The sequence below is a fragment of the Streptomyces sp. BJ20 genome (genome assembly GCF_022869105.1).
GTDB lineage: Bacteria > Actinomycetota > Actinomycetes > Streptomycetales > Streptomycetaceae > Streptomyces > Streptomyces griseoincarnatus.
The window spans coordinates 4,592,673-4,617,238 of record NZ_CP094918.1 but is presented as its reverse complement, the minus strand read 5'-3'; the positions used below and the strand labels follow the sequence as shown (position 1 = coordinate 4,617,238).

Annotated in this window: 25 protein-coding genes; 9 read left to right on the top strand and 16 right to left on the bottom strand. The window is 73.6% G+C overall.

What is annotated here, in order from left to right; genetic code table 11:
• Positions 1-48 precede the first annotated feature (48 nt).
• From MTR79_RS20740 to MTR79_RS20720, 5 genes are all read right to left on the bottom strand, one after another.
• Positions 49-972 (bottom strand): hypothetical protein, encoded by a 924-nt coding sequence (locus MTR79_RS20740; protein WP_086703385.1) that lies wholly within the window; start codon positions 970-972, stop codon positions 49-51.
• Positions 973-1,056: 84 nt separating this feature from the next.
• The gene (locus tag MTR79_RS20735) at positions 1,057-2,064 is read right to left on the bottom strand and encodes a BadF/BadG/BcrA/BcrD ATPase family protein (RefSeq protein ID WP_244791719.1); all 1,008 of its coding nucleotides are present in this window, start codon (positions 2,062-2,064) and stop codon (positions 1,057-1,059) included.
• Positions 2,061-2,738, bottom strand: coding sequence for a uracil-DNA glycosylase (locus MTR79_RS20730; protein WP_048456410.1), 678 nt, complete (start codon positions 2,736-2,738; stop codon positions 2,061-2,063). Before MTR79_RS20730 ends, MTR79_RS20735 begins: the two co-directional genes overlap by 4 nt.
• Positions 2,739-2,811: 73 nt before the next feature.
• Positions 2,812-3,897, bottom strand: coding sequence for an exo-alpha-sialidase (locus MTR79_RS20725; protein WP_244793267.1), 1,086 nt, complete (start codon positions 3,895-3,897; stop codon positions 2,812-2,814).
• 249 nt (positions 3,898-4,146) lie between these two features.
• Positions 4,147-5,835 carry an acyl-CoA dehydrogenase family protein gene (locus MTR79_RS20720; protein WP_244791717.1) on the bottom strand — a complete coding sequence of 563 codons (1,689 nt, stop codon included), beginning with the start codon at positions 5,833-5,835 and terminating at the stop codon, positions 4,147-4,149.
• 188 nt (positions 5,836-6,023) lie between these two features.
• Here MTR79_RS20720 and MTR79_RS20715 point away from each other — a divergent pair, with 188 nt between their 5' ends.
• The gene (locus MTR79_RS20715; RefSeq protein ID WP_244791715.1) at positions 6,024-6,281 is read left to right on the top strand and encodes a hypothetical protein; all 258 of its coding nucleotides are present in this window, start codon (positions 6,024-6,026) and stop codon (positions 6,279-6,281) included.
• Between the two features lie 11 nt (positions 6,282-6,292).
• Positions 6,293-7,057, top strand: coding sequence for a PaaX family transcriptional regulator C-terminal domain-containing protein (locus tag MTR79_RS20710; protein ID WP_244791713.1), 765 nt, complete (start codon positions 6,293-6,295; stop codon positions 7,055-7,057).
• 84 nt (positions 7,058-7,141) lie between these two features.
• On the opposite strand, the gene MTR79_RS20705 is transcribed toward MTR79_RS20710, so the two are convergent.
• Positions 7,142-7,945, bottom strand: coding sequence for a pectate lyase (locus tag MTR79_RS20705; protein WP_244791712.1), 804 nt, complete (start codon positions 7,943-7,945; stop codon positions 7,142-7,144).
• A gap of 262 nt (positions 7,946-8,207) precedes the next feature.
• Positions 8,208-9,287, bottom strand: coding sequence for an NADH:flavin oxidoreductase/NADH oxidase (locus tag MTR79_RS20700; protein ID WP_244791710.1), 1,080 nt, complete (start codon positions 9,285-9,287; stop codon positions 8,208-8,210).
• Between the two features lie 123 nt (positions 9,288-9,410).
• On the opposite strand from MTR79_RS20700, the gene MTR79_RS20695 reads away from it, so the two are divergent.
• On the top strand, positions 9,411-9,764 hold the full coding sequence (locus MTR79_RS20695) for a helix-turn-helix transcriptional regulator (RefSeq protein WP_244791708.1): 354 nt from the start codon (positions 9,411-9,413) through the stop codon (positions 9,762-9,764).
• Positions 9,765-9,781: 17 nt separating this feature from the next.
• On the opposite strand, the gene MTR79_RS20690 is transcribed toward MTR79_RS20695, so the two are convergent.
• The gene (locus tag MTR79_RS20690; RefSeq protein ID WP_244791706.1) at positions 9,782-10,405 is read right to left on the bottom strand and encodes a TetR family transcriptional regulator C-terminal domain-containing protein; all 624 of its coding nucleotides are present in this window, start codon (positions 10,403-10,405) and stop codon (positions 9,782-9,784) included.
• A gap of 90 nt (positions 10,406-10,495) precedes the next feature.
• On the opposite strand from MTR79_RS20690, the gene MTR79_RS20685 reads away from it, so the two are divergent.
• A complete protein-coding gene (locus MTR79_RS20685) occupies positions 10,496-11,938 on the top strand; it encodes an amidase (protein WP_244791704.1) in 1,443 nt (480 codons plus the stop codon).
• A 117-nt stretch (positions 11,939-12,055) separates the two neighbouring features.
• On the opposite strand, the gene MTR79_RS20680 is transcribed toward MTR79_RS20685, so the two are convergent.
• Positions 12,056-13,414: an FAD-dependent oxidoreductase gene (locus tag MTR79_RS20680; protein ID WP_086700422.1), complete on the bottom strand. Its 1,359-nt coding sequence runs from the start codon at positions 13,412-13,414 to the stop codon at positions 12,056-12,058.
• 203 nt (positions 13,415-13,617) lie between these two features.
• Between MTR79_RS20680 and MTR79_RS20675 the strand changes: the two genes are divergently transcribed.
• Complete coding sequence (locus MTR79_RS20675; protein WP_086700421.1) at positions 13,618-14,076, top strand: DUF6214 family protein; 459 nt, start codon at positions 13,618-13,620, stop codon at positions 14,074-14,076.
• 39 nt (positions 14,077-14,115) lie between these two features.
• Here the strand turns inward: MTR79_RS20675 and MTR79_RS20670 are convergent, their stop codons facing one another.
• Positions 14,116-14,778: a DUF305 domain-containing protein gene (locus MTR79_RS20670; protein WP_086700419.1), complete on the bottom strand. Its 663-nt coding sequence runs from the start codon at positions 14,776-14,778 to the stop codon at positions 14,116-14,118.
• A 208-nt stretch (positions 14,779-14,986) separates the two neighbouring features.
• Here MTR79_RS20670 and MTR79_RS20665 point away from each other — a divergent pair, with 208 nt between their 5' ends.
• On the top strand, positions 14,987-16,489 hold the full coding sequence (locus MTR79_RS20665; RefSeq protein ID WP_086700418.1) for a hypothetical protein: 1,503 nt from the start codon (positions 14,987-14,989) through the stop codon (positions 16,487-16,489).
• Here MTR79_RS20665 and MTR79_RS20660 read toward each other — a convergent pair.
• The 4 genes from MTR79_RS20660 to MTR79_RS20645 form a co-directional block, all read right to left on the bottom strand.
• Positions 16,477-17,154 (bottom strand): TetR/AcrR family transcriptional regulator, encoded by a 678-nt coding sequence (locus tag MTR79_RS20660; RefSeq protein WP_048456421.1) that lies wholly within the window; start codon positions 17,152-17,154, stop codon positions 16,477-16,479. The two genes, MTR79_RS20665 and MTR79_RS20660, sit on opposite strands and share 13 nt — an antisense overlap.
• Positions 17,155-17,239: 85 nt before the next feature.
• Positions 17,240-18,022 (bottom strand): phosphatase PAP2 family protein, encoded by a 783-nt coding sequence (locus MTR79_RS20655; protein WP_244791702.1) that lies wholly within the window; start codon positions 18,020-18,022, stop codon positions 17,240-17,242.
• A gap of 254 nt (positions 18,023-18,276) precedes the next feature.
• Positions 18,277-19,212, bottom strand: coding sequence for a M56 family metallopeptidase (locus MTR79_RS20650; protein WP_244791700.1), 936 nt, complete (start codon positions 19,210-19,212; stop codon positions 18,277-18,279).
• Positions 19,213-19,338: 126 nt separating this feature from the next.
• Positions 19,339-19,905, bottom strand: coding sequence for a DUF5134 domain-containing protein (locus tag MTR79_RS20645; RefSeq protein WP_244791698.1), 567 nt, complete (start codon positions 19,903-19,905; stop codon positions 19,339-19,341).
• Positions 19,906-20,062: 157 nt separating this feature from the next.
• Here MTR79_RS20645 and MTR79_RS20640 point away from each other — a divergent pair, with 157 nt between their 5' ends.
• Together MTR79_RS20640 and MTR79_RS20635 are read left to right on the top strand one after the other, a co-directional pair.
• Positions 20,063-21,895: an FUSC family protein gene (locus MTR79_RS20640; RefSeq protein WP_244791696.1), complete on the top strand. Its 1,833-nt coding sequence runs from the start codon at positions 20,063-20,065 to the stop codon at positions 21,893-21,895.
• Positions 21,892-22,479, top strand: a complete 588-nt coding sequence (locus MTR79_RS20635; protein ID WP_244791694.1) for a MarR family transcriptional regulator — start codon at positions 21,892-21,894, stop codon at positions 22,477-22,479. The genes MTR79_RS20640 and MTR79_RS20635 overlap by 4 nt, the downstream gene beginning before the upstream one ends.
• Before the next feature lie 114 nt (positions 22,480-22,593).
• Here the strand turns inward: MTR79_RS20635 and MTR79_RS20630 are convergent, their stop codons facing one another.
• Positions 22,594-22,992: a VOC family protein gene (locus tag MTR79_RS20630; RefSeq protein WP_086701860.1), complete on the bottom strand. Its 399-nt coding sequence runs from the start codon at positions 22,990-22,992 to the stop codon at positions 22,594-22,596.
• Positions 22,993-23,128: 136 nt separating this feature from the next.
• Between MTR79_RS20630 and MTR79_RS20625 the strand changes: the two genes are divergently transcribed.
• On the top strand, positions 23,129-23,704 hold the full coding sequence (locus MTR79_RS20625) for a GNAT family N-acetyltransferase (protein WP_086701859.1): 576 nt from the start codon (positions 23,129-23,131) through the stop codon (positions 23,702-23,704).
• Here MTR79_RS20625 and MTR79_RS20620 read toward each other — a convergent pair.
• Positions 23,694-24,377 (bottom strand): glycerophosphodiester phosphodiesterase family protein, encoded by a 684-nt coding sequence (locus MTR79_RS20620; RefSeq protein ID WP_086701857.1) that lies wholly within the window; start codon positions 24,375-24,377, stop codon positions 23,694-23,696. The two genes, MTR79_RS20625 and MTR79_RS20620, sit on opposite strands and share 11 nt — an antisense overlap.
• Positions 24,378-24,566: the final 189 nt, after the last annotated feature.

Below are 24,566 nucleotides of genomic sequence, written 5' to 3'. Positions count from 1 at the left end.
GATGATCGGAGCGGGCCCTTCAGGCGTCCTGCGAGATAGCCGCCCGCGTCAGCGGGCCGGGGTGCTCTGGGGCTGCTGGGGAGCGATCCCCAGGGCCGTCGTGTACTTGGCCAGGGCCAGCTTGCCGATCGCCGGGTAGGGACCGAGCGGCTCGGACGCCGGGCAGTCCGCCTCCTTCGCCGCCTCCTCGACGAGCGAGGCGTCGATCTCCGGGCCGATCAGGTACGGCGCCAGCGCCAGCTGCTGCGAACCGGCGTTGCGCAGCTGCTCGGCCACCGACGAGATGGAGCCCTCCTGGTCGAGGGCCGCGGCCATCACCGGCACGGCGAGACGCGCGGCGAGCAGCATGCCGGTGATACCGGCCGCCTGCACCGCCTCGTCGCCGCCCACGGAGGCCAGGATGATGCCGTCCGCGGCGGTCGCCACGGTGAACAGACGGGCGCGGTCGGCGCGGGCCAGGCCGGCCTCGGAGAGCCGCACGTGCAGCGCCTCGGCCAGCAGCGGGTGCGGGCCGAGGACGTCGGTCAGCTCGGCGGCGACGCGGCTGTCCATGACGGCCTGGCGGACCTGGCGCAGCAGCGCGCTGTCCGGGCCGGCGAGCAGCGGCACGACGACGGCGACGGGGCCGTCGGGCTCCCTGACGTCGGAACCGGCGGCACGCGCCTGCTCGTAGCGGGCGGTGCGCTCCTCGGCCGCGTGCGCGAGGACGGAGGTCAGCGAGGGGAACTCCTCGTCGCCCCCGTCGAGGTGGCCGATCCGGGCGTCGAGACCGGGCAGCTCGGACCGTGCGATGCTCACGACCTCGTCGGCGAGCGAGCGGGTGGCACTACTGGGCGTACCCGGCACGGCGAGGACGAGCGCGGGCGCGTCCTCGGGAGCCACCAGGGGTTCGGGACGGCGGTGCCGTCCGGGCTGGCGGGGGCGCGGCATTCGTACGGGCAGGCCGGACGCGGGCCCAGTGGGGGTGCTCATGTTGCGGCATGTTAGTGGCTTCCGGAGGCCTCCTGTTCGGGGAGGGTGCAGGTGAGCGGTATCCGTCCGGTTTTGTCGGATGAGTTACGTACGGGTGTCGGCCGTGAGGGTGACGTCCGTTCCCCCCGCGCTCGTCACGCACAGCATCCTCTCGTCACTCGGAAGAGCGAGCGGACCAGCGGAAAGGTCTTCCGCGAGCCGCACCGCCCCGTCGAGCGGACCACCCTCGGCGGCCACCCGCCGCACGTCCGGCAGCAGCTCCGCCAGCCGCTCGTCCAGCGGCGCCAGCAGCACCTCGCCGAGCCCGAGAAGTCCGCCGGTGCAGCCGACCGCCGGCGCGCCCTCCGCCGGGCACACGGCGGCCGCCGAGTCGGCCATGTGCCGCGCCGCCTCCCGCACGATGTCCACGGCCACGGGGTCCCCGTCCTCCGCGCACGCGCCCACGCGCGGAGCGAACGAGGCGAGCACCGCCGCCCGGTCGGCACGCGGGTACACCTGCCCCGGCAGCCCGGTCACCGGACCGAACATCTCCTCCGCGTCCGCCAGCAGCCGCACGGAACCGCCGGCCCGCCCGTCGTGCGCGCGGAACGCGGCCTCCAGACCGGCCCGCCCGATCCACGCGCCGCCGCCGCAGTCGCCGAGCAGATACCCCCAGCCGTCCGCCCGCCGCCAGCCGGCCAGATCCGTGCCGATCGCGATGAGGCCCGTGCCCGCCGCGATCACCGCGCCGGGGCGCGGCCCGAGCGCGCCCACGTACGCCGTGACCGCGTCGGCCGCCAACACCGCACGTGTGACGCCCAGTTCCCGTGCGAGCCCGTCCGGCAGCTCCGCGCGCAGGGCGTCGCCCAGGCTGGCCATCCCCGCCGCGCCGATCGCGGCCGTCTCCAGCCGCTCCAGCCCCGCCTCGGCGCACATCGCCCGCGCCATGGGCACCAGTTGCTCCAGGAAGTGCCCCGGGTCGATCCCCCGCCCGCCCGTGCGCACCGGCACGTCCGAGGCGGCCCGGGCCAGCGGACCGAGCCCGGGCGACCCGACGACCGCCCGCAGCCCGGAGCCCCCGGAGTCCACGGCGAGGTAGCCGGCCCCGGTCACGGCAGGCGCCAGTCCACCGGCTGACCGCCCTGCCGGATCAACAGGTCGTTGGCCCGGCTGAACGGCCGCGAGCCGAAGAACCCGCGGTCCGCGGACATCGGCGACGGGTGCGCCGACTCCACGGCGGGCAGATCCCCCAGCATCGGGCGGCAGTTGCGGGCGTCCCGCCCCCACAGGACGGACACCAGCGGCTTCCCGCGGGCGGCCAGCGCGCGTATCGCCTGCTCGGTGACCTCCTCCCAGCCCTTGCCGCGGTGGGCGCCCGGCTTGCGCGGGGCGGTGGTCAGCGCCCTGTTGAGCAGCAGCACGCCCTGCTCGGTCCACGGGGTCAGGTCGCCGTTCGACGGCTGGGGCAGACCCAGGTCGCTGTTCAGCTCGCGGAAGATGTTGATCAGGCTGCCGGGCAGGGGGCGCACGTCGGGGGCGACGGAGAAGCTCAGGCCCACCGCGTGCCCCGGCGTGGGGTACGGGTCCTGCCCGACGATCAGGACGCGTACCTCGTCGAAGGGCTGCTGGAAGGCCCGCAGGACGTTCGCCCCCGCCGGGAGGTACGTGCGTCCCGCGGCGATCTCCGCGCGGAGGAAGTCCCCCATCGCGGCGATCCGCCCCGCCACCGGTTCGAGGGCCTGCGCCCAGCCCGCTTCGACGATTTCGTTCAAGGGTCGTGGTGCCACGGGCGTCACCCTACTGCCGCGCCGGCAGCGGCTATCAACCCGTGGCCCGAACCCGGCGGGATCCGCGCGGACCTCATCCGACGACCGCCGCCCGCACACACAGCACGTCCGGCAGGTGGGTGGCCAACTGCTCCCAGCTGTCCCCGTCGTTCGCGGACGCGTACACCTCGCCGTTGCGGTTGCCGAAGTAGACGCCCGCGGGGTCGGCGTCGTCGCTGCACATCGCGTCGCGCAGCACCGTGCCGTAGTGGTCCTCCTGCGGCAGCCCCGCCGACAAGGGCTCCCAACTGCGTCCCGCGTCCCCGGTCCGGTACACGCGGCAGCGCCGGTCCGCCGGGACCCGGTCGGAGTCGGCGTTGATCGGGAACACGTACGCCGTGTCTCCGCGGCGGGGGTGCGTCACCATCGCGAACCCGAAGGTCGAGGGCAGCCCCTCGCCGATGTCCGTCCAATGCGCGCCCGCGTCGTCGCTGCGGAAGACCCCCCAGTGGTTCTGCAGATACAGCCGGTCCGGGTCCGCCGCGTCCCGGGCGACCTTGTGCACGCACTGACCGAACTCCGGGTTCGGGTCCGGCAGGAACACCGCCGACACCCCCGAATTGGAGGGGGTCCAGCTCGCGCCGCCGTCCAGGGTGCGGAACACGCCTGCGGTGGAGACGGCCACCGTGACCGCCCGCGGGTCACGCGCGTCGGTCAGCACGGTGTGCAGGCCCTCACCGCCGCCGCCCGGCACCCACTTGGAGCGCGTGGGATGCTCCCACAGCGGCCTGACCAGCTCGAAGGACTCCCCCCGGTCCTCCGAGCGGTACAGCGCGGCCGGCTCCGTGCCGGCGTACACCACGTCCGGCTCGGCCGCGGCCGGGTGCAGCTGCCAGACCCGCTCCAGCGAGGCTCCGGTGTCGGGCGGGAACTTGACGGCAGGGCGGGCCGGTTCGGCCCAGGTGCGGCCCAGGTCGTCGGAGTGGAACACCGACGGCCCCCAGTGCGCGCTGTCCCCGCCGGCCAGCAGGCGAGGGCTCTGCCCCCGGGTGTCGATCGCGACCGAGTACACGGCCTGCGCGTTGAAGTAGGGAGACTCGTCGAACTCCCAGGAGCCGCCTCGCCGGCGTCCGATGAACAGACCCTTGCGGGTGCCCACGGCGAGCAGTACCTCGGTCATGCCGATCACCTCCGTGACGTCGCCTTCGACGTCCTCGATCAGGACACCGGTCAGTGTGCACCCCACCACTGACAGTCACGGTCGGGCGCGGCATGACCGCAGGTCACAGCGGTGCGGCGGGTCCGTGGCGGACGATCCGACACACGTCTGACGACCGTCCGCCCACTCGGCGGGAGCTCTCGTACTCAGTGGAAGCCACCCTCGCCCTCCGGTGGAAGCCCTCGCACTCAGTGGAAGCCCCGCCCCGCCTCACTCCCGCCCAGGCAGAGCCCGCTCCAGGATCGCGTCCAGCCCCGCCCCCGCCGGCAGCGTGCCGAACGCGTGTCCCCAGTCGCCGCCGAGCCGCGTCGTGCAGAACGCGTCGGCGACCGCGCCCGGCGCGTGTCGCACCAGCAGGGATGCCTGCAGCGTCAGCGCCATCCGCTCCACCAGCCGGCGGGCCGTCACCTGTGACCCCTCGGCCAGCTGGTCCTTGAGTCCGGCCACGGCGGCGTCCAGCCGGGCGTCAGCGCCGCGCGTCAGCGACAGTTCGTCGAACAGCGCCTGCCCGGTCGCCGGGTCGCGGCCGAGCGCCCGCAGCACGTCGAGGGCGTTGACGTTGCCCGAGCCCTCCCAGATGGAGAGCAGCGGGGCCTCCCGGTAGTGGCGGGGCATCCCCGAGTCCTCGACGTACCCGTTGCCGCCCAGGCACTCCAGCGCCTCGGCGGTGAAGGCCGGGCCCCGCTTGGTGACCCAGTACTTGCCGACGGCCGTCGCGATCCGCCGGAACGCGGCCTCCCCTGCGTCCCCGCGCACCGCGCGGTCCGCCGCACCCGCCAGCCGCAGCGTGAGCGTCGTGGCGGCCTCGGACTCCAGCGCGAGGTCGGCCAGCACGTTGCGCATCAGCGGCTGGTCCACCAGCCGCGCCCCGAAGGCGCTGCGGTGCCGCGCGTGGTGGCCCGCCTCGACGAGCGTCTTGCGCATCAGGGCCGCCGACATCATCACGCAGTCGAGGCGCGTGCAGTTGACCATCTCGATGATGGTCTTCACGCCCTGTCCCTCGGGCCCGACCAGCCAGGCCACGGTCCCGTCGAACTCCGGCTCGGAGGAGGCGTTGGAGCGGTTGCCCAGCTTCTCCTTGAGGCGCTGGATGCGGAAGGTGTTGCGGGTGCCGTCGGGCAGCACCCGCGGCACGAGGAAGCAGGACAGCCCGCCCGGCGTCTGCGCCAGCACCAGGAACACGTCACACATCGGCGCCGAGGTGAACCACTTGTGGCCGCGCAGGGTGTACACGCCGGGCTCGGCGGTCGGCGTCGCGGCGGTGGTGTTGGTGCGGACGTCGGAGCCGCCCTGCTTCTCGGTCATCCCCATGCCGGCCAGCAGCCCGCGCTTCTCCGTCGGCACGCGCAGCCCGGGGTCGTACTCACGGCTGGTCAGCAACGGCTCGTAGACCTTCGCCAGTTCGGGCTGCCTGCGGAGGGCGGGGATGGCCGCGTACGTCATGGATGTGGGGCAGCCGTGTCCGGCGTCGGTGTGGCCCCAGACGAGTCCGCCGGCGGTGCGGGCGACGTGCGCGCCCGGGCGGTCGTCCGCCCAGGGCGCGCCGGCCAGTCCCTCCGCGACGGCGGTGCGCATCAGGTGGTGCCAGCTCGGGTGGAAGCCGACCTCGTCGACGCGGTGTCCGTACCGGTCGTGGGTGCGCAGCTCGGGCTCGTGGCGGTTGGCCTGGTCGGCCCACTCCTGCGCCTCTTCACCGCCCGCCAGCCGTCCCAGCCGCCGCAGGTCCTCCTCCGCCCAGCCTGCGCCCTCCCGCCGCACCCCTTCGAGCAGTGCGACGTCGTCCGAGGCGTCGTAGGGGGCCGGGTGAGGGGGCTGGTTGGTGACGTCGTGGGTGGCGCCGCCGAGGGCGCCGAGTCCGAAGGAGGTCTGCTGCGGCTCGTCGGCGCGCGTGATGGTCATGGCAGAGTGTTGCACTGTCGCTGCGAGTGCAGCAATAGTGCAACACATTGATGTGCGTCCCCTCGGCCGTGCCGGTCGATCGGCCCCTTGGAGGTGCCGAAGGCGGGCTCGCGTGTGTGGTCGTCCGTGGTGAGCCCGAAGCGGTGGAACAGCCCCGGCCGCGAGCTGTCGGCGTCCCGCAGCGCGAAGTGCGTGCAACCGCTCAGCCGCGGCTCGTCCGCCAGTTCGGCGACGACCCCGACCACCGTGTCGCCCACCTCGGCCTGCCGTTGGGGACGTTCCTCGCCGGTGGGTCAGCCGTGCTCGGTGACGCGCGGCGGCAGATGCGCCGGCCCCGCGGGCGTCAGCTCGGCGTCACCGTGGTGACGCAGTGGCCCTTCGACAGCGGACGCGAGGTCGGCCGGGGCGGCATCACCTGGAAGGGGCCGGGCCGGGTCAAGGCCTAAAGTAACCGTTCATGCGGAGCAACGACCCGGCGGAGCCGGCGCCGGACGGGCCGCGGCTGCGTCCGCTGTCCGCGCGGTCGGTCGTCCTGAGTCTGCTGCTGGGCACGCATCCGCCGGAGCTGCCGGCGCGGGAGCTCGTACGGCTGGTGGAGAGCTTCGACCTCGGCGGGTCGACGCTGCGGGCCGCGCTGAGCCGGATGGTCGCCGCCGAGGACCTGCGCCGCACGGACACCGGCTACCGCCTCAGCGACCGGCTGCTGGAACGCCAGCGCCGCCAGGACGAGTCCGTGCGGCCGCGCACCCGCCCCTGGGGCGGTGATTGGGAGCTGGTCGTCGTCACCGCGACCGGGCGCGGCCCCGCCGAACGGGCGGAGCTGCGCACCCGGCTGGCCGGACTGCGCCTCGCCGAGCTGCGCGAGGGGGTGTGGCTGCGCCCCGCCAACCTTGACCGCCCGCTGCCCGCCGCTCTCGACGAGGTGGCCGAACGCGGCACGACCCGCCCCGCGCGGCCCGCAGCCGAACTGGCCGCGCGTCTCTGGCCGTTGGACGTCTGGGCGGACGAGGCCCGCGAGCTGCTCGGGCACGTGGGACGCACCGGGCGTCCGGCCGAGCGGCTCACCCTCTTCGCGGCCGTGGTGCGTCACCTGCTCGCGGACCCCGTGCTGCCGCCCTCCCTGCTCCCCGCCGGCTGGCCGGGCGACGGACTGCGGGCCGCGTACGCGGACTACCGGCGGGAGTTGGAAGGCCAGGTCCGCTCGCTGGTGGGCGGGAGCTGACCGTACGCGGGCGGACGCGAAGAAGGCCGGCGGCCGTGGGGGACGCAACTCGGGACGCCCCCCACGGCCGCTGCCCGTGGGGGGCTACCGGTAGGTGACGTCGGACGAGCTGTACTTGCAGTACGTGCCGTCGGGGCCGGAGCCGTTGCTGCTCGGCTCCTTGCCGGTGTTGTTGCCGATGTACTTCTGGCACGGCACGATCTTCCTGCTGCCGTCGCCGACGACCGTGATGTTCCGCAGGGTCGCGCTGTCGCCGTAGTTGGTGTTGATGCCGGCGATGCGGCCGCCCTTCCAGGTCACCTCGATGGAGTTGAGGTTGATCGTCCGTTTGTACTGGGTGGAGCAGTTGCCGCAGGAGCGGACGAACGTGCCGAAGTTCTGCACGGCGAAGTTCGACACGTTCAGCGTGCCCGCGCCGTTGAACTGGAAGACCTTGTCGCTCGCCTCCTTCGCGCCGCCGCCGCTCACGGTGTAGACCGCCCCGGACGACTTGCCCTTGAAGGTGGCCGCGTCCTCGCCGACGTCCTCCCACCAGACGTTCTGCAACGTGCAGGAGCCTTCGCAGTGGATGCCGTCGGCGGCCGGGGCGCCGAGGATCACGTTCTTGAGGACCGCGCCGTCGGCCAGCTTCAGGATCGGGCCCTGGTCCTCGTCCTGGCCGCCCGAGCCCAGATCGCCGGTGCCGTAGAGGCGCTTCATCCCGTAGTCCTTGGTGCCGGACACGGAGATGGTGGAGGAGACGCCCTGGCTGCCGTTGGGGGTCGGCCAGGTGGCGGCCTGCGCGGACGGAGCCGCGGTGGTCAGGACCATGCCAACCGAGAGGCCGAGGGTGGCGAGCGTGCCCGTCAGCGCGCGCCGTGGGGTGCGCGGTCGTGTCGCGGATGTCATGTCGTTCCTTCTGTGGTGATGTGGGGGTGTCGAGCATGTGGATGAACGACGTACATGTGTCTGTACGACGCGCGGGCCGAACGCGTTCAACGGTCACGGCCCGGTCACGTCGATGAACGGAACGTAGAGGGAAAGCGCTTTCTGGTCAACGTTTCGCGTGGTCCGGATCCGGCCAGGAAGCCCGGGAACGACAGACGCCGGCGGCCCGGAACCCTTCGTAGGGTTCCGGGCCGCCGGCGCGACAGGGGGAGCGGTGAGCAGGTCAGACGGAGCGGTGGTACTGGTCCGGCACGCTCACTTCCGCGTCCAGCTCGCGGGCGGCCTGGCGGGCCCAGGAGGGGTTGCGCAGCAGTTCACGGCCCAGCAGCACGGCGTCCGCCTCGCCGTTGGCGAGAATCTTCTCCGCCTGCCCGGCGTCCGTGATCAGACCTACGGCAGCGACCGGCATCGGCGTCTCCCGGCGCACCCGCGCGGCGAACGGCACCTGGTAACCGGGGCCGGTCGGGATGCGGACGCCCGGGGCGTTGCCGCCGGTGGAGACGTCGAGCAGGTCCACGCTCCGGGCGTGCAGGTCGGCGGCGAGGCGGACGGTGTCGTCCGGGGTCCAGCCGTCCGCGTCCAGCCAGTCCGTGGCGGAGACGCGGAAGAACAGCGGCTTGTCGTCCGGCCATTCCTCGCGCACGGCGTCCACCACCTCGAACGCGAACCGCGTGCGGTTGTCGTACGAACCGCCGTAGGCGTCGGTGCGGTGGTTGGAGTGCGGGGAGAGGAACTCGTTGATCAGGTAGCCGTGGGCGCCGTGGATCTCGGCGATCTCGAAACCGGCGGCGAGGGCGCGGCGGGCGGCGGCGCGGAACTGGCCGACGATCTCCCGGATCTCCTCCGTGCTCAGCTCGTCCGGCACCTGGTGATCCTCGGCGAACGGGACCGCGCTGGGTGCGACCGGCTGCCAGGCGCGCTCATCGGGGCCGAGCGGCGCCCCGCCCTTCCAAGGCTGGTCGGTCGCCGCCTTGCGTCCGGCGTGCGCGAGCTGGACGGCCGGCACGGTGCCCTGTGCGGCGAGGAAGCGGGTGATCCGGCGGAACGCCTCGACCTGGGTGTCGTTCCAGATGCCGAGGTCGTACGGCGAGATGCGGCCCGCCGGCGACACCGCCGTGGCCTCGACGACGATCAGTCCCGTGCCGCCGGTGGCGCGGGCGGCGTAGTGCGCGAAGTGCCAGTCGTTCGGCGCACCCGCCTCCGGGCCGTCCGGCGCGGCCGAGTACTGGCACATCGGCGCCATCCACACGCGGTTGGGGATCGTCAGGGCGCGCAGGGTGTACGGCTCGAAGAGCGTGCTCACGGTGGGCTCCGTTCGGAGGGGGCGGCGAGTGCGGGACTCGTACGATAGCCGTCGTAGTACGGGAGATGTCAAACTACGAAGGTTCTCGTACTATGGTGCTTCCCGGAGCACCATGGAGCCGCCGTGACGACCGCCCCGCCCAGCCCTCGCGTCCTCCCGCACCCCACGCGCGACGAGATCCGGCTGGACTCAGTGCTGCACGCGCTGTCCGACCCCGTCCGCCTACGCATCGTCAGCGAACTGGCGGGCGCCGAGGCCGCGTTGTCCTGCTCCCGCTTCGACCTCCCGGTCACCAAGTCCACCACCACGCACCACTTCCGCGTGCTGCGCGAGAGCGGCGTGATCCAGCAGGTCTACGAGGGCACCGCCAAGATGAACGGCCTGCGCCGTGAGGATCTGGACGCCCTGTTCCCGGGCCTCCTCGACGCCCTGCTCGTCGCGGCACGCCGCCAGGCGGCACGGGACGCGCATGCCTGACGGCTCGGTCCGCGCGGTCAGCCCTCCGCATCGGGGCCGGTGACACCGAGACGGGCCCAGAGTCCGGCCAGATGTGCGTGCAGCACGCCCTCGGCCTCCCTCGCGGTCACGTGGCCGATCAGGACATGGCCGGTCAGGCCGTCCGTCAGCGCGAGCAGCGTGCGCGCCTCGCACACGGCGTCGGGCCCGTCGGCCGCGCCGCTCGCGGCCGCCTCCGTGATCAGACGGACGAACAGCTCCTGCAGGGCCGCGTAACTGTTCCTCAACGGCTCGGCGAGTGACGCGCTGACGGCGGCCTGGGCGACGAATGCCAGCCAGATGCGTGCCTCGGCGCGGTGTTCCTCCCTCAGCAGCGCGACCTCGTCGGTCGCGTGGCCGAGCGCGGTGGCGGCCGACTGTGCCGGACCCGCGGCGATGCGCGCCCTGACCCGTGCCGTCACGCGCTCGCCGACGTGATCGACGGCGAACAGGAGCATCTCCTCCTTGGTGCGGAAGCACCGTTGCACGGCACCCAGCGAGACCTGCGCCCGAGTCGCCACGTCCCGCATGCTCACCCCCTCCGGCCCCTGCTCGTCGGCCAGGAGGCAGACGGCCTCGGCGATCCGGCGGCGTCTGCTCTCGTAGTCCACCTGCTTGGGCATGGTCGGTCGGCCTCCTTATTCCGATACGACTGTATCGCTTCCGTAGTACGGTCGGGAACGAGCACCGCACGACAGGGGAGCAGGAGCGCGATGGGCGGGCAGGACACGATGTGGGCCATGACGGCGGCCGACCAGGCGGCGGCGGTCCGCAGCGGCAGGATCTCGGCGGCCGATCTGGTCGACAGCCATCTGGAACGCATCGCCGAGGTCAACCCGCGGGTCAACGCGGTGACCCAGCTGATGGCCGGCCGGGCCCGCGAGGACGCGGCGCGCATGGACCGACGGCGGGCCGCGGGTGAGGAGCTGGGGCCGCTGGCGGGCGTGCCGTTCACGGTGAAGGAGACCACCCCGGTCGAGGGCGTGCCGACCACCTTCGGGCTGCCGCGCTTCCACGACCTCGTGGCGGCGGCCGACGCGCCCCCGGTGGCACGGCTGCGCGCGGCGGGCGCCGTGCCGATCGGTCACAGCAACATGCCCACGCTGGTCCTCGCCGGGATGCACACCCGCAGCGAGCTGTTCGGCCACACCGTCAACCCGTGGGACCCGAGCCGGACCCCGGGCGGCTCCAGCGGCGGCGACGGGGCGGCCGTCGCCACCGGCATGGCGGCCCTCGGTCTCGGCAACGACTCCGGCGGGTCGGTGCGGATCCCGGCCTCCTTCTGCGGTGTCGCGGGGCTGAAGCCGACCCCCGGGCGGTTCCCCGCCGACCACCGCGTGCTCGGCCCGGACGACCCCGGGCCGGCCGCGCAGATGCTGGTCACCGACGGACCCCTGGCCCGCACGGTCGCCGACCTGCGGCTGGCGTACGAGGCGCTGGCCGGGACCGATCCGCGGGATCCCCGGGCGGTGCCGGTGCCGCTCGACGGCCCACCGCTGCCGGGGCCGGTCAGGGTCGCGCTCGTCGCCGACCCCGGTGGCCGCGGCGTGCACCCTGCCGTCCGAGAGGCGCTCACCGCGGCGGCGGACGCGCTGAGCGACGCGGGCTACGACGTGACGGAGGTGGCCGACGTCCCCCGGCTCGACGAGGCGCTCGAGGCGTACGGCAGGATCACCCTGACCGAGTTCGCGCCGACCTGGCCGGCCGTGCGGCAGCTGCTCGGTGACGGCGGGGACCGCTACATCCAGCTGGCCCTGGAGAAGACGCCGCCCGCCGACGCCGCGGAACTCGTGCGGCTGATGGGTGCCTGGCTCGGCATCCGCCGCTCGTGGGCGGAGTTCCTCGACCGATTTCCGCTGTTGCTCGGGCCGGTGTTCACCGAGCCGCCCGTCGAGCCGGGACTGGAGTCGCGGGACGCGGCGGGGCGCGAGCGGGTCGCCGACGGGATGCGGCTGTGCACGGTGACCAGCTTCGTGGGCGTGCCCGCGGTGGCCGTGCCGGCCGGGATCCGCGACGGACTGCCGTGCGGGGTGCAGGTGGTGGGCCGTGCGTTCCGGGAGGACCTGTGTCTGGCGGCCGCCCAGGCGATCGAGGACCGCCTCGGGGTGCTGGCGCCGGTCGATCCCCGGCAGGCGGCAGCGGCGGAGACGCGGTAGCCGGGGTTACGGACGCGGCAGGGGGTGCGCTGTTGGACGGCCGGCAGCGCACCCCCTGCGGGCGTCTCCGTGCCGGAGCGACTGCGCCGACGCGCGTCCTTCGGGCGGTCGGCGCCGTCACGGCCGGGGATCGACGCCGTCCCCTCCCCGCGCCGCCGTCAGCAGTGACTCCCAGTCCGGAAGCTTCACGAGGCCCCGGCCGAGGGAGGCGCCCCAGCGGGACTCCGCGCGTTCGATGGACTCCCAGCCCTGCCAGGGAACGGGGTCCACGCCCTCGGCGCGGAGCGCCGGCAGGGGGTCGTCGGGGAGGGCGCGGGCGGTGAGGGACGGAGCGTCCTGGAGCAGGGACGTCACCGTCTCCTTCGCGCACGAGCGGTTGGTGCCGATGACGCCGGTCGGGCCCCGCTTGATCCAGCCCGCGACGTACTCGCCCGGGGCGACGGCGCCCCCGCGCAGCACCCGTCCTGCGAGGTGCGGCACCGTGCCCGTCGCCGCGTCGAACGGCAGCCCCTCCAGAGGCACCCCCCGGTACCCGACCGAGCGGAGCACCAGCTGCCCCTCGACGTCCTCGAAGCGGCCCGTCCCGGTGACCCCGCCCTCCCCGTCGGGCGCCGTCCGTTCGAAGCGCACGGCGCCCACCCGGCCGTCGACGGCGAGCAGTTCGACCGGGCGGAGAAAGAACCGCAGACGGATCAGGCGCCGGGCCTCCGGTCGCGGCGGCTCCGTCCAGCCGCGCAGCACCTCGACGTTGCGGCGCAGGGGCGGGGGCAGGCCGGACGGGTCGGTGAACGCCGGGTCGAGCGCCGCCTCGGCCGCGTCGACGTGGACGGCGGTGTCCGGCAGGGTGCCCAGTTCGCGCAGCTCCTTGGTGGTGAAGCGGGCCTGCGAGGGGCCGCGCCGGCCGACCATGTGGATCTCCGTGACCTCGCTCGCCTCGAGTGCGGTCAGCGCCGTGTGCGGCATGTCGGTCGGGCGCAGTTCCCCCGACCCGCGCGCCAGCATGCGCGTGACGTCCACGGCGACGTTCCCCACCCCGACCACGACCGCCGACCGCACCTCGCGCAGGAACCCGGTGTCGGCGGCGTCCGGGTGCGCGCTGTACCAGGACACGAACGCGGTCGCCGACCAGCTGCCCGGGAGGTCCTCGCCCGGGACATCCAGATGCCGGTCCGTGGCGGCGCCCACGCAGTACACCACCGCGTGGTACAGCTCCCGCAGCCGGGCCGCCGGCACCCCGCCCGGCCCGACAGGCACCGCGCCGAGGAACCGCACCCGCTCGTGCTCCAGCACCGTGCGCAGGCTGCCCTGCAGGGACTTGATCTTCTCGTGGTCCGGGGCCACGCCGTAGCGGACCAGGCCGTAGGGGCAGGGCAGGCGGTCGAGGACGTCGACCCGCGCCCCGGGATCGAGCTGGACGAGATGCTGGGCGGTGTAACACCCGCTGGGTCCGCTTCCGACGACGGCGACACGCAGCACGGGGAACTCCTCACCCCGAGGGGGGCACCGGCGGGGACCACCGGCGCCTCCCAGCATGACACCGCCCGCACTCCGCTGACAGGGTGCCGTCCGCCGTCCGGGGTGCGTGTTCTACGGAGGGAAACTGATCACGCCGTTACGTTGCCTGTGTGCTCGAGGCATCTTTTCTTCAACTTTCCGATCGCTCTCCGGCGGAGGGTGCGGTGGCCGTGTGGCCCGCGTGGGAGGTGCGGGAGGGCGAGCGCACCACCCGGTGGCTCCATGTGCGGCTGGCCTTCCGCGACGGGGCCACGATCGAGGCGCTGGCGTCCGTGGGCGAGGGCTGGGTCTGTGTGGAGGACGTCCAGGCCCGCCCCGCGCTCGCGCTGGAGGACCTGGCCGTGTTCGCGGACTGGATCGAGGGTCCGCTGGCGCGGGCCTGCGGCGCCGAGCCCGAGCCGGGGGAGGAGGAGACCGGCGGCACGCACCACCGGGAGGAGCCTCGAAGAGGGCGGACCCAGTGGCCGGTCGTGGCCCGGGCGTACCGGGCCGCTCAGGAGCGGGGCGCAGACCCGGTGCTCGCCGTGATGGACCAGACCGGCTACAGCCGGCGCGGGGCGCTCCGCCTCATCGGGCGGACGCGCGACGCGGGGCTGCTCTCCCCGCGCCACGCCCGCCGCTGACCGTCCCGCCCCTGACCGGACCGCCGCCCTGGCGGAACGTCACAGCAGGTCGCGCATCCGGTTGATCTCGCTGGTCTGCTGCGCGACGACGTCGTCCGCCATCTCCTCGATCCGGATGTTGTTCCCCTGGCCCTTCACGTCCGTGGCCATGGTGATCGCACCCTGGTGGTGCGTGATCATCAGCGTGAGGAACAACTGGTCGAACGCCTTGCCCTCGGCCGCCCGCAACTGCCTCAGCTGTGCCTCGGTCGCCATGCCGGGCATCGTCGCGTGGTCGTGCCCCCGGCCCGCGTCCGCCTCCGTCCTGCCGTGCGTGCGCAGCCACCCCTTCATCGCGCCGATCTCGGGCTTCTGCGAGGCGGCGATGCGCTCGGCCAGCTTGACCACCTTCGGTGACTCCGCACGCCCCGGCACCAGTTCGGTCATCTCCAGCGCCTGCGTGTGGTGCTGGATCATCATCTGCGCGTACGACACGTCCGCGGCGTTGGGGGAGTCGTCCTCCTTGCGCTCCTGCTCCGCCTCCTGGGCCGACAGGGTGCGGTTCTCCTCCCCGGGCGCGCCGGGCGCGATCACCGAAGGGCCGCTCGCGGGGGGCGACTTGGCGTCGTCGTCGCCGGAGTCGCAGCCCACGAGCCCGAGTACGGCCAGCGCGGTCAGCCCGGCGGCGACGGCGGACAGGCGTGGCACGCGGCGGTGGTGCACATGGACCTCCTGTGACTGGCGGTATTCCCGCTCGGCAGCGGTGCGGAACACCTCGTGAGTGTCGATGACCGTCCTAGCACGCTTCCGCGCAACTTCGATCAAAAAACTTTGTTGCGATGCTGTGGAGCCCCTGTTGGTATGTGCATGCCGAAGACGATACTGCCGGTGCCACACCGTTCCGACGTGAACGGAACCAGGGAGGAAAACAGTGATCCTGTTGAACGTTTCCCGAACCCGGCGCAGACGGCTGGGAGTTGCCGCGGCAGCGGGCGGCCTGCTGGCCGCGCTGCTCACGGCCGGGCCCGCCGCCGCGATCCCGGACCCGGGGGACTCGCCCGCCGCCCCGAAGGACGTGTCCCGCAGCGACCAGGCCGAGGCCCGCGCCGCCGTCAAGAGCGGTGACATACCCGGCCAGGACGAGATCGTCCACTCCGCCAACATCGAGCACGTGGCCAACATCCCCAAGGACGTGCTGTCCGGCACCAACTCGGACCTCGCCTTCCAGGGGAGGTACGCCTTCGCCGGCAACTACGACGGCTTCCGCATCTTCGACATCAGCAACCCGAAGAAGCCCAAGACGGTGGCTCAGGTGCTGTGTCCCGGATCGCAGAACGACATCTCCGTCTCCGGCAACCTGCTCTTCCTGTCCACGGACTCCTCGCGCAGCGACAGCAGCTGCAACAGCACCACGCAGCCGGCCACCGAGAAATCCTCCTGGGAGGGCATGAAGGTCTTCGACATCAGCGACAAGCGCAACCCGCGCTACGTCGCCGCCGTCGAGACCGCCTGCGGCTCGCACACCCACACGCTGGTGCCGGACCGCAAGAACGTCTACGTCTACGTCTCCTCGTACTCGCCGAACGCGGCCTACCCGGACTGCCGGCCGCCGCACGACGGCATCTCCGTGATCAAGGTGCCGCGCAAGGCCCCGCACAAGGCCGCCGTGGTCGGGTTCCCCGTGCTGTTCCCGGGTGAGGGCCCGGACGGCGGCGGCAACCCGGGCGCGCCCACCAACCCGGGCGTCTCCAAGACCACCGGCTGCCACGACATCACCGTGCTGCCCTCGAAGGACCTGGCCGCCGGCGCCTGCATGGGCGACGGCATCCTGTTCTCCATCAGGAACCCCGAGCGTCCGCGGGTGATCGACCGCGTCCAGGACAATGTGAACTTCGCGTTCTGGCACTCGGCGACGTTCAACCAGAGGGCCGACAAGGTCGTCTTCACCGACGAGCTGGGCGGCGGCGGCGCGGCCACCTGCAACGCGGAGATCGGTCCGAACCGCGGCGCGGACGGCATCTACGACATCGTCGGCAAGGGCGACCGCAGCAAGCTGGTGTTCCGCAGCTACTACAAGATCCCCCGCCACCAGGCGGACACCGAGAACTGCGTGGCCCACAACGGCTCGCTGATCCCGGTCCGCGGCCGTGACCTGATGGTCCAGGCCTGGTACCAGGGCGGCATCTCGGTGTGGGACTTCACCAACTCGGCCAAGCCGAAGGAGATCGCCTACTTCGAGCGCGGTCCGCTCTCCACGGACCAGCTGGTCACCGGCGGTTCGTGGTCGGCGTACTACTACAACGGCTACATCTACTCCAACGACATGGCCAAGGGCTTCGACGTCCTGAAGATCGACGACAAGCGCACGGACGCGGCCCGCTGGGTCCGTATGCAGGAGCTCAACGTGCAGACGCAGCCGGACTACTTCGACTGAGTCTCCGGCTCCGTCGCGAAGAACCGGGCCATGTCCGTCCGGTCCTTCTCCTTCGTCCCGCCGGTCCCCTCGGGGTCCGGCGGGACACCCATCTCCCAGTCCAGCCGGTAGCGCTTGAACAGCTCGGCGCGCAGCACCGGCACGGACATGGGCGCCCCCGGCATCACCGCCGCGTACACGGCGCCCATCAGCAGCGCCCGCAGCATCGGGTAGTCGGACTCGACGTCCCGCGAGCCGTGCCGGGCGACGGTGTCGCTCAGCAGCTCGGCCAGCCGCCGCTGCTCGGGACACGGCAGGAACCCCTCCGCCTGCAGCAGTCCCGCCATGTGCTGGCGCATCAGCACCGGCCGGTCCCGCGCCAGGCCGAGGATCGCGTCGATGGCCCGCGCCATCCGCTCCCTGCCGTCGTCCGTGCGCGGCTCCCGCTCCAGCGCCTCCTCCAGGGTGCGGTGCATCAGCCGGTGCACGGCGGACTGCACGAGCTGGCGCTTTCCCGGGAAGTAGTACGACACCAGACCCCGCGCCGAGCCCGCCCGGTCGGCTATGTCACCCAGCGTGGTCGCCTCGTACCCGCGCTCGTCGACCAGCTCGACGGCCGCGTGCAGCAGCCGCTCCTTGGAACGCCGACGCAACTCTTCATTGACCAGGGCGCTGCGCGGGGACATGCTGGACTCCTGCGTTGACTGGCTGCCAGCCAACTATACTCAGCGCACCTGGAAGGGCCCCGGCGGGCCCTCTTCGGGCTGCCGTTCACCTCGGGCGACGCGGGGGATCGTCCGAGGTGGACGGTTCGGGCGAGGGCGAGGGCGTACGCGTACCGCCGGACCGGCCGCGCGCCGTGCCTCGGGGCGTGGGACGCAGCCGCCGGTGCGCCGCGACCGCCGCGACCACCGTCAGCGCGCCGAACAGCCAGCCGCCCAGCACGTCCGTCGGCCAGTGCACGCCGAGCCAGATCCGGGTGAGGCCGACGCCGGCCACCGAGACCACCGCCACCGCCAGCGCCGTACGCCACACCACGAGGCCCACGCCGTGGCGGTGCAGCAGCCACAGCAGCAGCCCCAGCACGACCGTCGCGGTCATGGCGTGCCCCGAGGGGAAGGCGGCGTAGTGGGCGCTGTCCACCGGGTCGGACCACACCGGGCGCTCCCGCCCCAGCGCCGCCTTCAGCCCCTGCTGCGCGGCCGTGGCCAGCGCCACCACCACGACCAGCCACCCCGCGGTCCACCGGGCGGCCGGACGCCGGAGCAGCAGGATCACTGCCACCGCGCACAGCAGACGCATCGTCCAGGGGTCCCACACCCAGTCGGTCAGCACGCGGGCCGCCTGCGTCAGCCCGTCCTCCGCCACCGCCCAGCGGTGCGTGGTGCGGGAGATGCCGCCGTCCAGGTCCAGCAGGGGCCGCCACTCGAGGGCGACCAGCGTCAGCAGCAGCACGGAGGCCGCGCCGAGCAGGACCGCGGGCGTCAGAGCCGACCGGGCCGGCGTACGGGGGCCGGGGGGCGCGGGCGGTGCGGGGGCGTGGGGGGTGCGCATGGGGTGATCCTCGCCGACCGGGCGTGCCGGGGCCAGGACCCGGCACGCCCGGCCCTGCCTCGTCGGGGCCGTCGCTACCCCAGTGCCCGCGATCGGGGCAGAAACGCCACGGGGTTGGCGCGAGCGCCAAGACCAGTGACGCGGGGGCGGTCGGCCGTGACCGGCGGACCGGGGGCGGCCGGTCGCCGGGCGGCTGTGCCGGGAGGTGCGCCCGTCTCGGCGCGCCGGGCGGCGCGCCTGGGCGGGGACGGGGTTTACCCCAGTGCCCGCAAGCCCGGTAGGAACGCCACGAGGACGGGAAGCGCCGGTACCAGGGACGCGACGGCGGTCAGGCGTAGGCGGCGGCTCGGGGGGAGGCGGTCGCCCGGGGTGAGCAAGCGGTGCACCCGGGCCGGGACGTGCGCCTGGGCGGTGGGGCAGGGGCCGAAGACCCCGCGGTCCTCGTTCAGTTCGACCAGGGCCAGGGCCGTGGTGAGCCGGCCGAACCGGCGCGACGCCGTGTCGTCCGCGGCGAGTTCCACCAGCCGGTGCATCTCGTCCCGGAACGCGGAGAACACCGGCACCTGCGGGAAGCCGTCCGCCAGCGCGGACGAGCAGTGCAGCAGCCAGTCGTGCCGGGCGCGCGCGTGGCCGCGCTCGTGCGCCAGTACCGCGTCCAGCTGCCGTCCCTTCAGACGCTGCAACGCGGCTGTCGTCACCACCAGTTGGGGCGGGGAGCCGGGCAGGCACCAGGCGTCCGGACGGTCGCCCTCCAGCACCACGAGCCGGTCGGAGCCCGGCTCCTCACCCGGCAGCAGCGGGGCACGGCGCCGCAGTTCCGCCCGGCGCGCCCGGCGCCGGGCACGGGCCCGCGCGATCTCCCGGACCAGCATCGCCCCGCTCCACAGCCCGCCGCACGCCAGCACCACGGCGGTGACATGCGCCCACGCGCCCGCCGTGCCGAGGGTGTACGCCTCGACGACCGCGATCGGCGCGCCGGTGAACACATGCCCGCCGACCACCCGCCAGGCCGCTGCCGCGCTGAACGTCATCGACAGGGCGCAGCACAGCAGCACCGCCGCGATCACGCACTGCCAGGCCCACAGGGCCACCACCGGCTCACGGTCCGGCCAGTCCGCCCGGGCGAGCAGCCGGGGACCCACGACGGCGGTCAGCACACCGAGCAGCAGCAGGACCGTGGGGAGGATCATGGCAGCAGCCTAGAAGCGCCGACGCCCCTTGAACACGGGCCCGCGATCCGAAGTGACGCAGACAACGGTCCCGCGCCGCCGGCCGAACGGCCCCTGGCGCGCTTCCACATCGTCTCCTCGCGCGCCTCACATCATCAGCAGCATCGCCACCATCGCGATCCCCATCGACAGGCGGCAGGCTCGCGCCAGTTCCGGCCGGTCGCCCCACCTGGTGCCGGAACCTGCGCCCGGTCCCGTTCCCGGCCCGCCCGCCACGGCGGCCACCGGCACCAGCCGCGCGCCCGTCACCAGCACGTACGCCGTGAAGTAGAGCAGCAGGGCGGCGGTCAGCGCGGGTGTGCCCGCAGCGCCGTGATGCGCCCCCCGCGGGGCGGCCGCCATGACCACCGCCATGTAGACCATCGCGCCCGCGCCCACCACATGGTGCAGATGGCGCGCGGAGGCGCGGGCCGCCCACAGCGCGTGCAGCCCCGCCGCACCGAACACCACCGCCCACAGCGGCCACGCCCACGCCGGCGGCGTGAAGACCGCCGCAGGCACCGCCATGGCCGCCATCCCGAACCCCATCAGCGCCTCGCCGCCCGCCGCCCGGCGCTGCTCCTCCACGCCGCTGCGCATCCGCAGCAGGCAATAGGCGCCGGTCGCCGAGCAGAGCGCCACCAGCAGCCAGCCGGACGATCCCGGTCCGTGCACGCGAACCCCCCTCGAACCGCTCCACCGGACGGTCAGGGGATGCCCGTGCCCGACGGCGTGTACGCGAGCGCGAGGGGGTACGCGGGGGGCTCCCGGGGGCGCGAGCGGATCCCCGGTTAATTTTTTACGAGTAAAACACCTGTTAACCTTTCTCTTCATGAGCAGTGCCACCCCCACCTCCGCGCGCGTCCGGCGCCTCCCCGTCGTCGGCGCGCTGCGCCTCGGACGGCCCTCCGACGTCTGGTTCAAGCCCGCCCTCAGCGTGGTCGCCGCCGTCGCCCCGCCCAGCCTGCTCCTGATGACGCTCGGCCGGCTCGACCTCGCCCCGTACACGATGGCGGGATCGCTGTGCGCCCTGTACGCGCACAACCGCCCGTACGCCGCCCGCGCCAAGGTGCTCGCCTGGGTGATCCTCGGCATGCTCGGCGGGCTCGCCGTGGCCCTGGTCTCCGCGTCCCTGACCCGGAACGCCGTCGTCCTGGTCACCGTCGGCGCCCTGCTGGCCGCTGTGCAGAAGGCGGTGTGCGACGCCACCCGGGTCGGTCCGCCCGCGCACGTGATCCTCACCTTCGTCAGCTCCGCCGTGCTGTTCGTCCCGCAGACCCTCGGCCAGGCCCCCGGCCACCTCGCACTCGCCGCGGCGGCCGGGGTGTGGGCCTGGCTCGTGGGCATGGCCCCCGCCCCGCTCCGTCCGCACGGCCCCGAGCGGCGGGCCACCGCCCAGGCGCTGAACGCGGCCGCCGCCTACGCCGAGACCGCGCGCGGCGGCGAGGAGGGCGGCGCGGGTGCCCGGTCCGCCGCGTACGCCGCCGTGCACGCGGCCTGGCAGACCCTCCTCGCGGTCCGGAACCGCCCCTCCACGACCCGCCGTGCCCTCGAACGTCTCGTCATCCGTGCCGAGGTCGCCCTCGCGGCCCCGGCCGACGCCGACCCCGCCCGGCTGCGCTCCTGGGCCCGCGCGGTGCGGGGCACGGGCCGGATTCCCCGCACGGGGGATCCACGCCGGGAGGAGGACGGCCTGCGCCGGGAGGAGGACGGCCTGCGCCCGGACGGCGTCGGCTCGCGCCCGGACGGCGCCGGCCAGTGCCGGACGGAAGGCGGTGCGCGCCTCGACGACGACAGCCTGCGCCGGGACGGGGATCTGCTACGCGAGCGGGACGAGCTCGTCGGGGTGGCCGCCGAGCGGGCCGTCGCGCCGCGTCCGCTGCGGAGCCGGCTCGGGCCGCTCGCCCCCGTCGCCGTCCGCAGCGCCCTCGGCTGCGCCCTCGCCGGCTACGTCTCCCTCGCCCTCGGTGCCGAACGTCCCTACTGGGCGCTCGTCACCGCCGCCTCCCTCTACCAGGCCAACATCACCCTCACCTGGAGCAGGGCCGTGCAGCGCGTCGTCGGCAACCTCGTCGGCGTGCTGCTCTTCGCGGCCGTCGCCCCGGTCGCCCAGCTCGGCCCGCTCGCCCTCGTGCTGTGCATCCTCGCCTGCAACTTCGGCGCCGAGGCGCTCATCGGCCGCAACTACTGGCTCGGCAGCGTCTGCGTGACCCCGCTGGCGCTGCTCGTCACCGAGCTGCCCGGCTACCAGCCCACCGGCGAGCTGGTCACCGGCCGGGTCGTGGACACGCTGGTCGGCGCCCTGGTCGGCTTCGTCGCCGCCGTCGCCGTCACCAACCGGCGGGCCGGCCGGCGCGTCGAGCGGGCACTCACCACCGTCGACCGCGCCCGTGAGCACGCCGCCCGCGTGGCGGCCGACCCCTCGTCCTCGCCCGCCGCCCTGGTGGCAGCCCGCCGCGGACTCGCCGCCGCCGTGGTCGACCTGCGCGCGACCGCCGACGCCGCGGCCGGAGAATGGTGGCAGCGCGCACTGCCCCTGGAACGGGTGGTGCTCGCCGAGCAGGCGGCACACCGTACGCTCGCGGCGACGGTACGACGCCGGGGACTCCTCCCGGACCCCGGCACCACCAGCACGTATACGTACACGGAGGGCGCATCGCCATGACGGCGACCCAAGGGCCATCGGCCGGCGACGGCCTCAGCGGCACGCCGGACACCTCGAGCACCGCGGACACGCCCGTCTCCGGGCGCGACACCGTCGCCGAGGTCGTCCGGCAGTGGCGGGCGGTCCATCCCGACCTCGACACCGGGCCCATGGAGATCATCGGCCGCATCAACCGCTGCGCGGCCCTCTTCCAGCAGGCCGAGGACGCCCCGCTGCGGCGGGCAGGGCTCACCCGCCCCGAGTTCGACCTGCTCGGCGCGCTGCGCCGCACGGGGCACGAGCTGACACCCAGCGAGCTGGCCCGCGAGACGTTCTCCTCCGGCGCCGCCGTCACCAAGCGGTTGAAGACGCTCACGGAGCGGGAGCTGGTGGAGCGCCGTGGAGACACCCGGGACCGGCGGGTGGCCCATGTGCGGCTGACCGACGCGGGGCGTGAACTGGTCGACGGGATTCTGCCGTCGCAGTTGTCCTACGAGAACGCGGTGCTGTCCGGGCTCGGCTCCGGCGAACTCGGTGACCTGGCCGGTCTGCTCGGGGGGTTGCTGGCGCAGTTGGAGGGGCGCCTCGGTGTGTTGCGGGCGTAGGGGTGACCGTCCCGGAGGCTGCGCCCCCGGACCCCCTCGGCCCTGGCGGGCCTCGTCCTCGAACGCCGTACGGCTGAGGGTGGCTCCGGTGGGCAAGTCCCAGCAGGGGGGAATCTAGATCCCCGGCCGGTACCGCAGCGGGTGCTCCTCCGGGACCTGGACCAGGACGATCGGTGTTCCGTCCGGATCCTCGATCCACATCTCGATCAGGCCCCACGGCTCCCTCACCGGCGGGCGGACGATCTCCACGCCCCGGGCGTCGAGTTCCTCCCGCGCCGCCTCCGCGTCCGCCACCTGGAGCCACAGCCGCACGTCGGGCGAGCCCGCAGGGGAGACCTCCGCGCGACCCGAGAGTTCCAGGAAGCCGCCGCCGAGGAAGTAGACCGTGCCGCGCTCCGGGCCGGTGCCGAACTCGCGGTGGACGGCGAGGCCGAGGCGGCGCCCGTAGAAGTCGCGGGAGCGCTCGGGGTCGGAGGGGCGGAGCAGGACACGGCTGCTGAGTACATGCACCATGCGGCCGAGCGTAGAGGGACGGAGCAGGCACCGCCGTCCGGAGAGTGGACCGGCCCTCCGGGGGCCGGGAACCGCGCGTTAACCTCGGCCCGTCCCGGCCACGTCGAGAGAGCCGCACGAATCGAGGAACCGCGCCATGCGAACCGCCGCCGACACCGCACTGACCTTCCGTGATGCCACCGACGCCGACGTGGACGCCCTCGTCGAGCTGATCGAGTCGGCCTACCGGGGGGAGTCCAGCCGCACGGGGTGGACCACCGAGGCGGACATCCTGCACGGGCAGCGGACCGACCGCGAGGCTGTGCTGGAGGTCGTCGAGGCGCCGGACAGCCGGCTGCTCACGGTGGAGCGCGAGGGCCGGATCGTGGCCTGCTGTCAGCTCGAACACCGCGGTGAGCACGCCTACTTCGGCATGTTCGCGGTCAGCCCCGCGCTCCAGGGTGCCGGGCTCGGCCGGACCGTCATCGCGGAGGCGGAGCGGCAGGCCCGCGAGGGCTGGGACGTGACCGAGATGCACATGACGGTGATCACCGTGCGCGAGGACCTGATCGCCTGGTACGAGCGGCGCGGCTACCGCCGTACGGGGAAGACGGCGCCGTTCCCGTACGGCGACGAACGCTTCGGCGTCCCGCAGCGCGACGACCTGGAGTTCGAGCTGCTGGTCAAGGAGCTGGTCCGACCGTCGTACACCGTCCGGCCGCTCACGCAGTGAAGCGGCCGGTGCGCTTGATCTCCGGGTAGTCGGTGGTCGCCCCGTCCAGCTCGAGCGCCCGCACCAGCCGCAGATGGTCCTGGGTGTTGACCACCCAGCCGAACACCGACAGGTCCGCCTTGCGGGCGTGCTCCACGACCTCCAGGGTGATCCGGCGGATGTTGAGGCACAGCCGCGAGGCGCCGGCGGCCACCGCCCGGTCCACCACGTCCGTTCCGTAACGTCCCGCGACGAGAGCGGTGCGCACGCCGGGCACCAGGCGCCGGATCTCGGCGATCGCCTCGTCGTGGAAGGACGCGACCTCCACGCGGTCGGCCAGCCCCCGGTCGTTCATCACCTCGGCCAGCGCACGGGCGGCCCGGACGTCCTTGATCTCCGCCTGCAGCGGCGTCCGGACCGCGTCCAGCACCTCCGTGAACAGGGGAATGCGCTCGCCGCGCCCGGCGTCCAGGGCGCGCAGCTCGTCGAAGGTCTTCTCGGCGATGGCGCCCGTGCCGTCCGTGGTGCGGTCCACGCGCGCGTCGTGCATCACCACGAGCGCGCCGTCCTTGCTCAGATGCAGATCGAGTTCGATGACGTCGAGCCCGGCCTCCTGGGCGGCGACGAAGGACCGAAGGGTGTTCTCGGGCTCGACGCCCATGACTCCGCGGTGACCGATGGTGAGGAAGTTCAAGATCCGACCTGCTTCCGTCGACGGCGGCGGGGGGCCGCGTCCCTACGGCCCTCTGGGACCGTATCGCCTTTGCCCGCCGCGTCCAGAGGCTGAACTCGGAACGCATGGAGCGCCGCCGTTCGGGGTAGCGGACAGGAAAATATGCGGTTGCTCCCCAGGTAAGGCAGGATATTTTCCTGAGGTACCCCT

What these genes read in the sequence shown, in the direction of transcription:
- MTR79_RS20740 (WP_086703385.1), bottom strand. Translation starts at nt 972, where the DNA reads ATGAGCACCCCCACTGGGCCCGCGTCCGGCCTGCCCGTACGAATGCCG.
- MTR79_RS20725 (WP_244793267.1), bottom strand. Translation starts at nt 3,897, where the DNA reads ATGACCGAGGTACTGCTCGCCGTGGGCACCCGCAAGGGTCTGTTCATC.
- MTR79_RS20720 (WP_244791717.1), bottom strand. Translation starts at nt 5,835, where the DNA reads ATGACCATCACGCGCGCCGACGAGCCGCAGCAGACCTCCTTCGGACTC.
- MTR79_RS20710 (WP_244791713.1), top strand. Translation starts at nt 6,293, where the DNA reads ATGCGGAGCAACGACCCGGCGGAGCCGGCGCCGGACGGGCCGCGGCTG.
- MTR79_RS20705 (WP_244791712.1), bottom strand. Translation starts at nt 7,945, where the DNA reads ATGACATCCGCGACACGACCGCGCACCCCACGGCGCGCGCTGACGGGC.
- MTR79_RS20690 (WP_244791706.1), bottom strand. Translation starts at nt 10,405, where the DNA reads ATGCCCAAGCAGGTGGACTACGAGAGCAGACGCCGCCGGATCGCCGAG.
- MTR79_RS20685 (WP_244791704.1), top strand. Translation starts at nt 10,496, where the DNA reads ATGGGCGGGCAGGACACGATGTGGGCCATGACGGCGGCCGACCAGGCG.
- MTR79_RS20660 (WP_048456421.1), bottom strand. Translation starts at nt 17,154, where the DNA reads ATGTCCCCGCGCAGCGCCCTGGTCAATGAAGAGTTGCGTCGGCGTTCC.
- MTR79_RS20655 (WP_244791702.1), bottom strand. Translation starts at nt 18,022, where the DNA reads ATGCGCACCCCCCACGCCCCCGCACCGCCCGCGCCCCCCGGCCCCCGT.
- MTR79_RS20650 (WP_244791700.1), bottom strand. Translation starts at nt 19,212, where the DNA reads ATGATCCTCCCCACGGTCCTGCTGCTGCTCGGTGTGCTGACCGCCGTC.
- MTR79_RS20640 (WP_244791696.1), top strand. Translation starts at nt 20,063, where the DNA reads ATGAGCAGTGCCACCCCCACCTCCGCGCGCGTCCGGCGCCTCCCCGTC.
- MTR79_RS20635 (WP_244791694.1), top strand. Translation starts at nt 21,892, where the DNA reads ATGACGGCGACCCAAGGGCCATCGGCCGGCGACGGCCTCAGCGGCACG.
- MTR79_RS20630 (WP_086701860.1), bottom strand. Translation starts at nt 22,992, where the DNA reads ATGGTGCATGTACTCAGCAGCCGTGTCCTGCTCCGCCCCTCCGACCCC.
- MTR79_RS20625 (WP_086701859.1), top strand. Translation starts at nt 23,129, where the DNA reads ATGCGAACCGCCGCCGACACCGCACTGACCTTCCGTGATGCCACCGAC.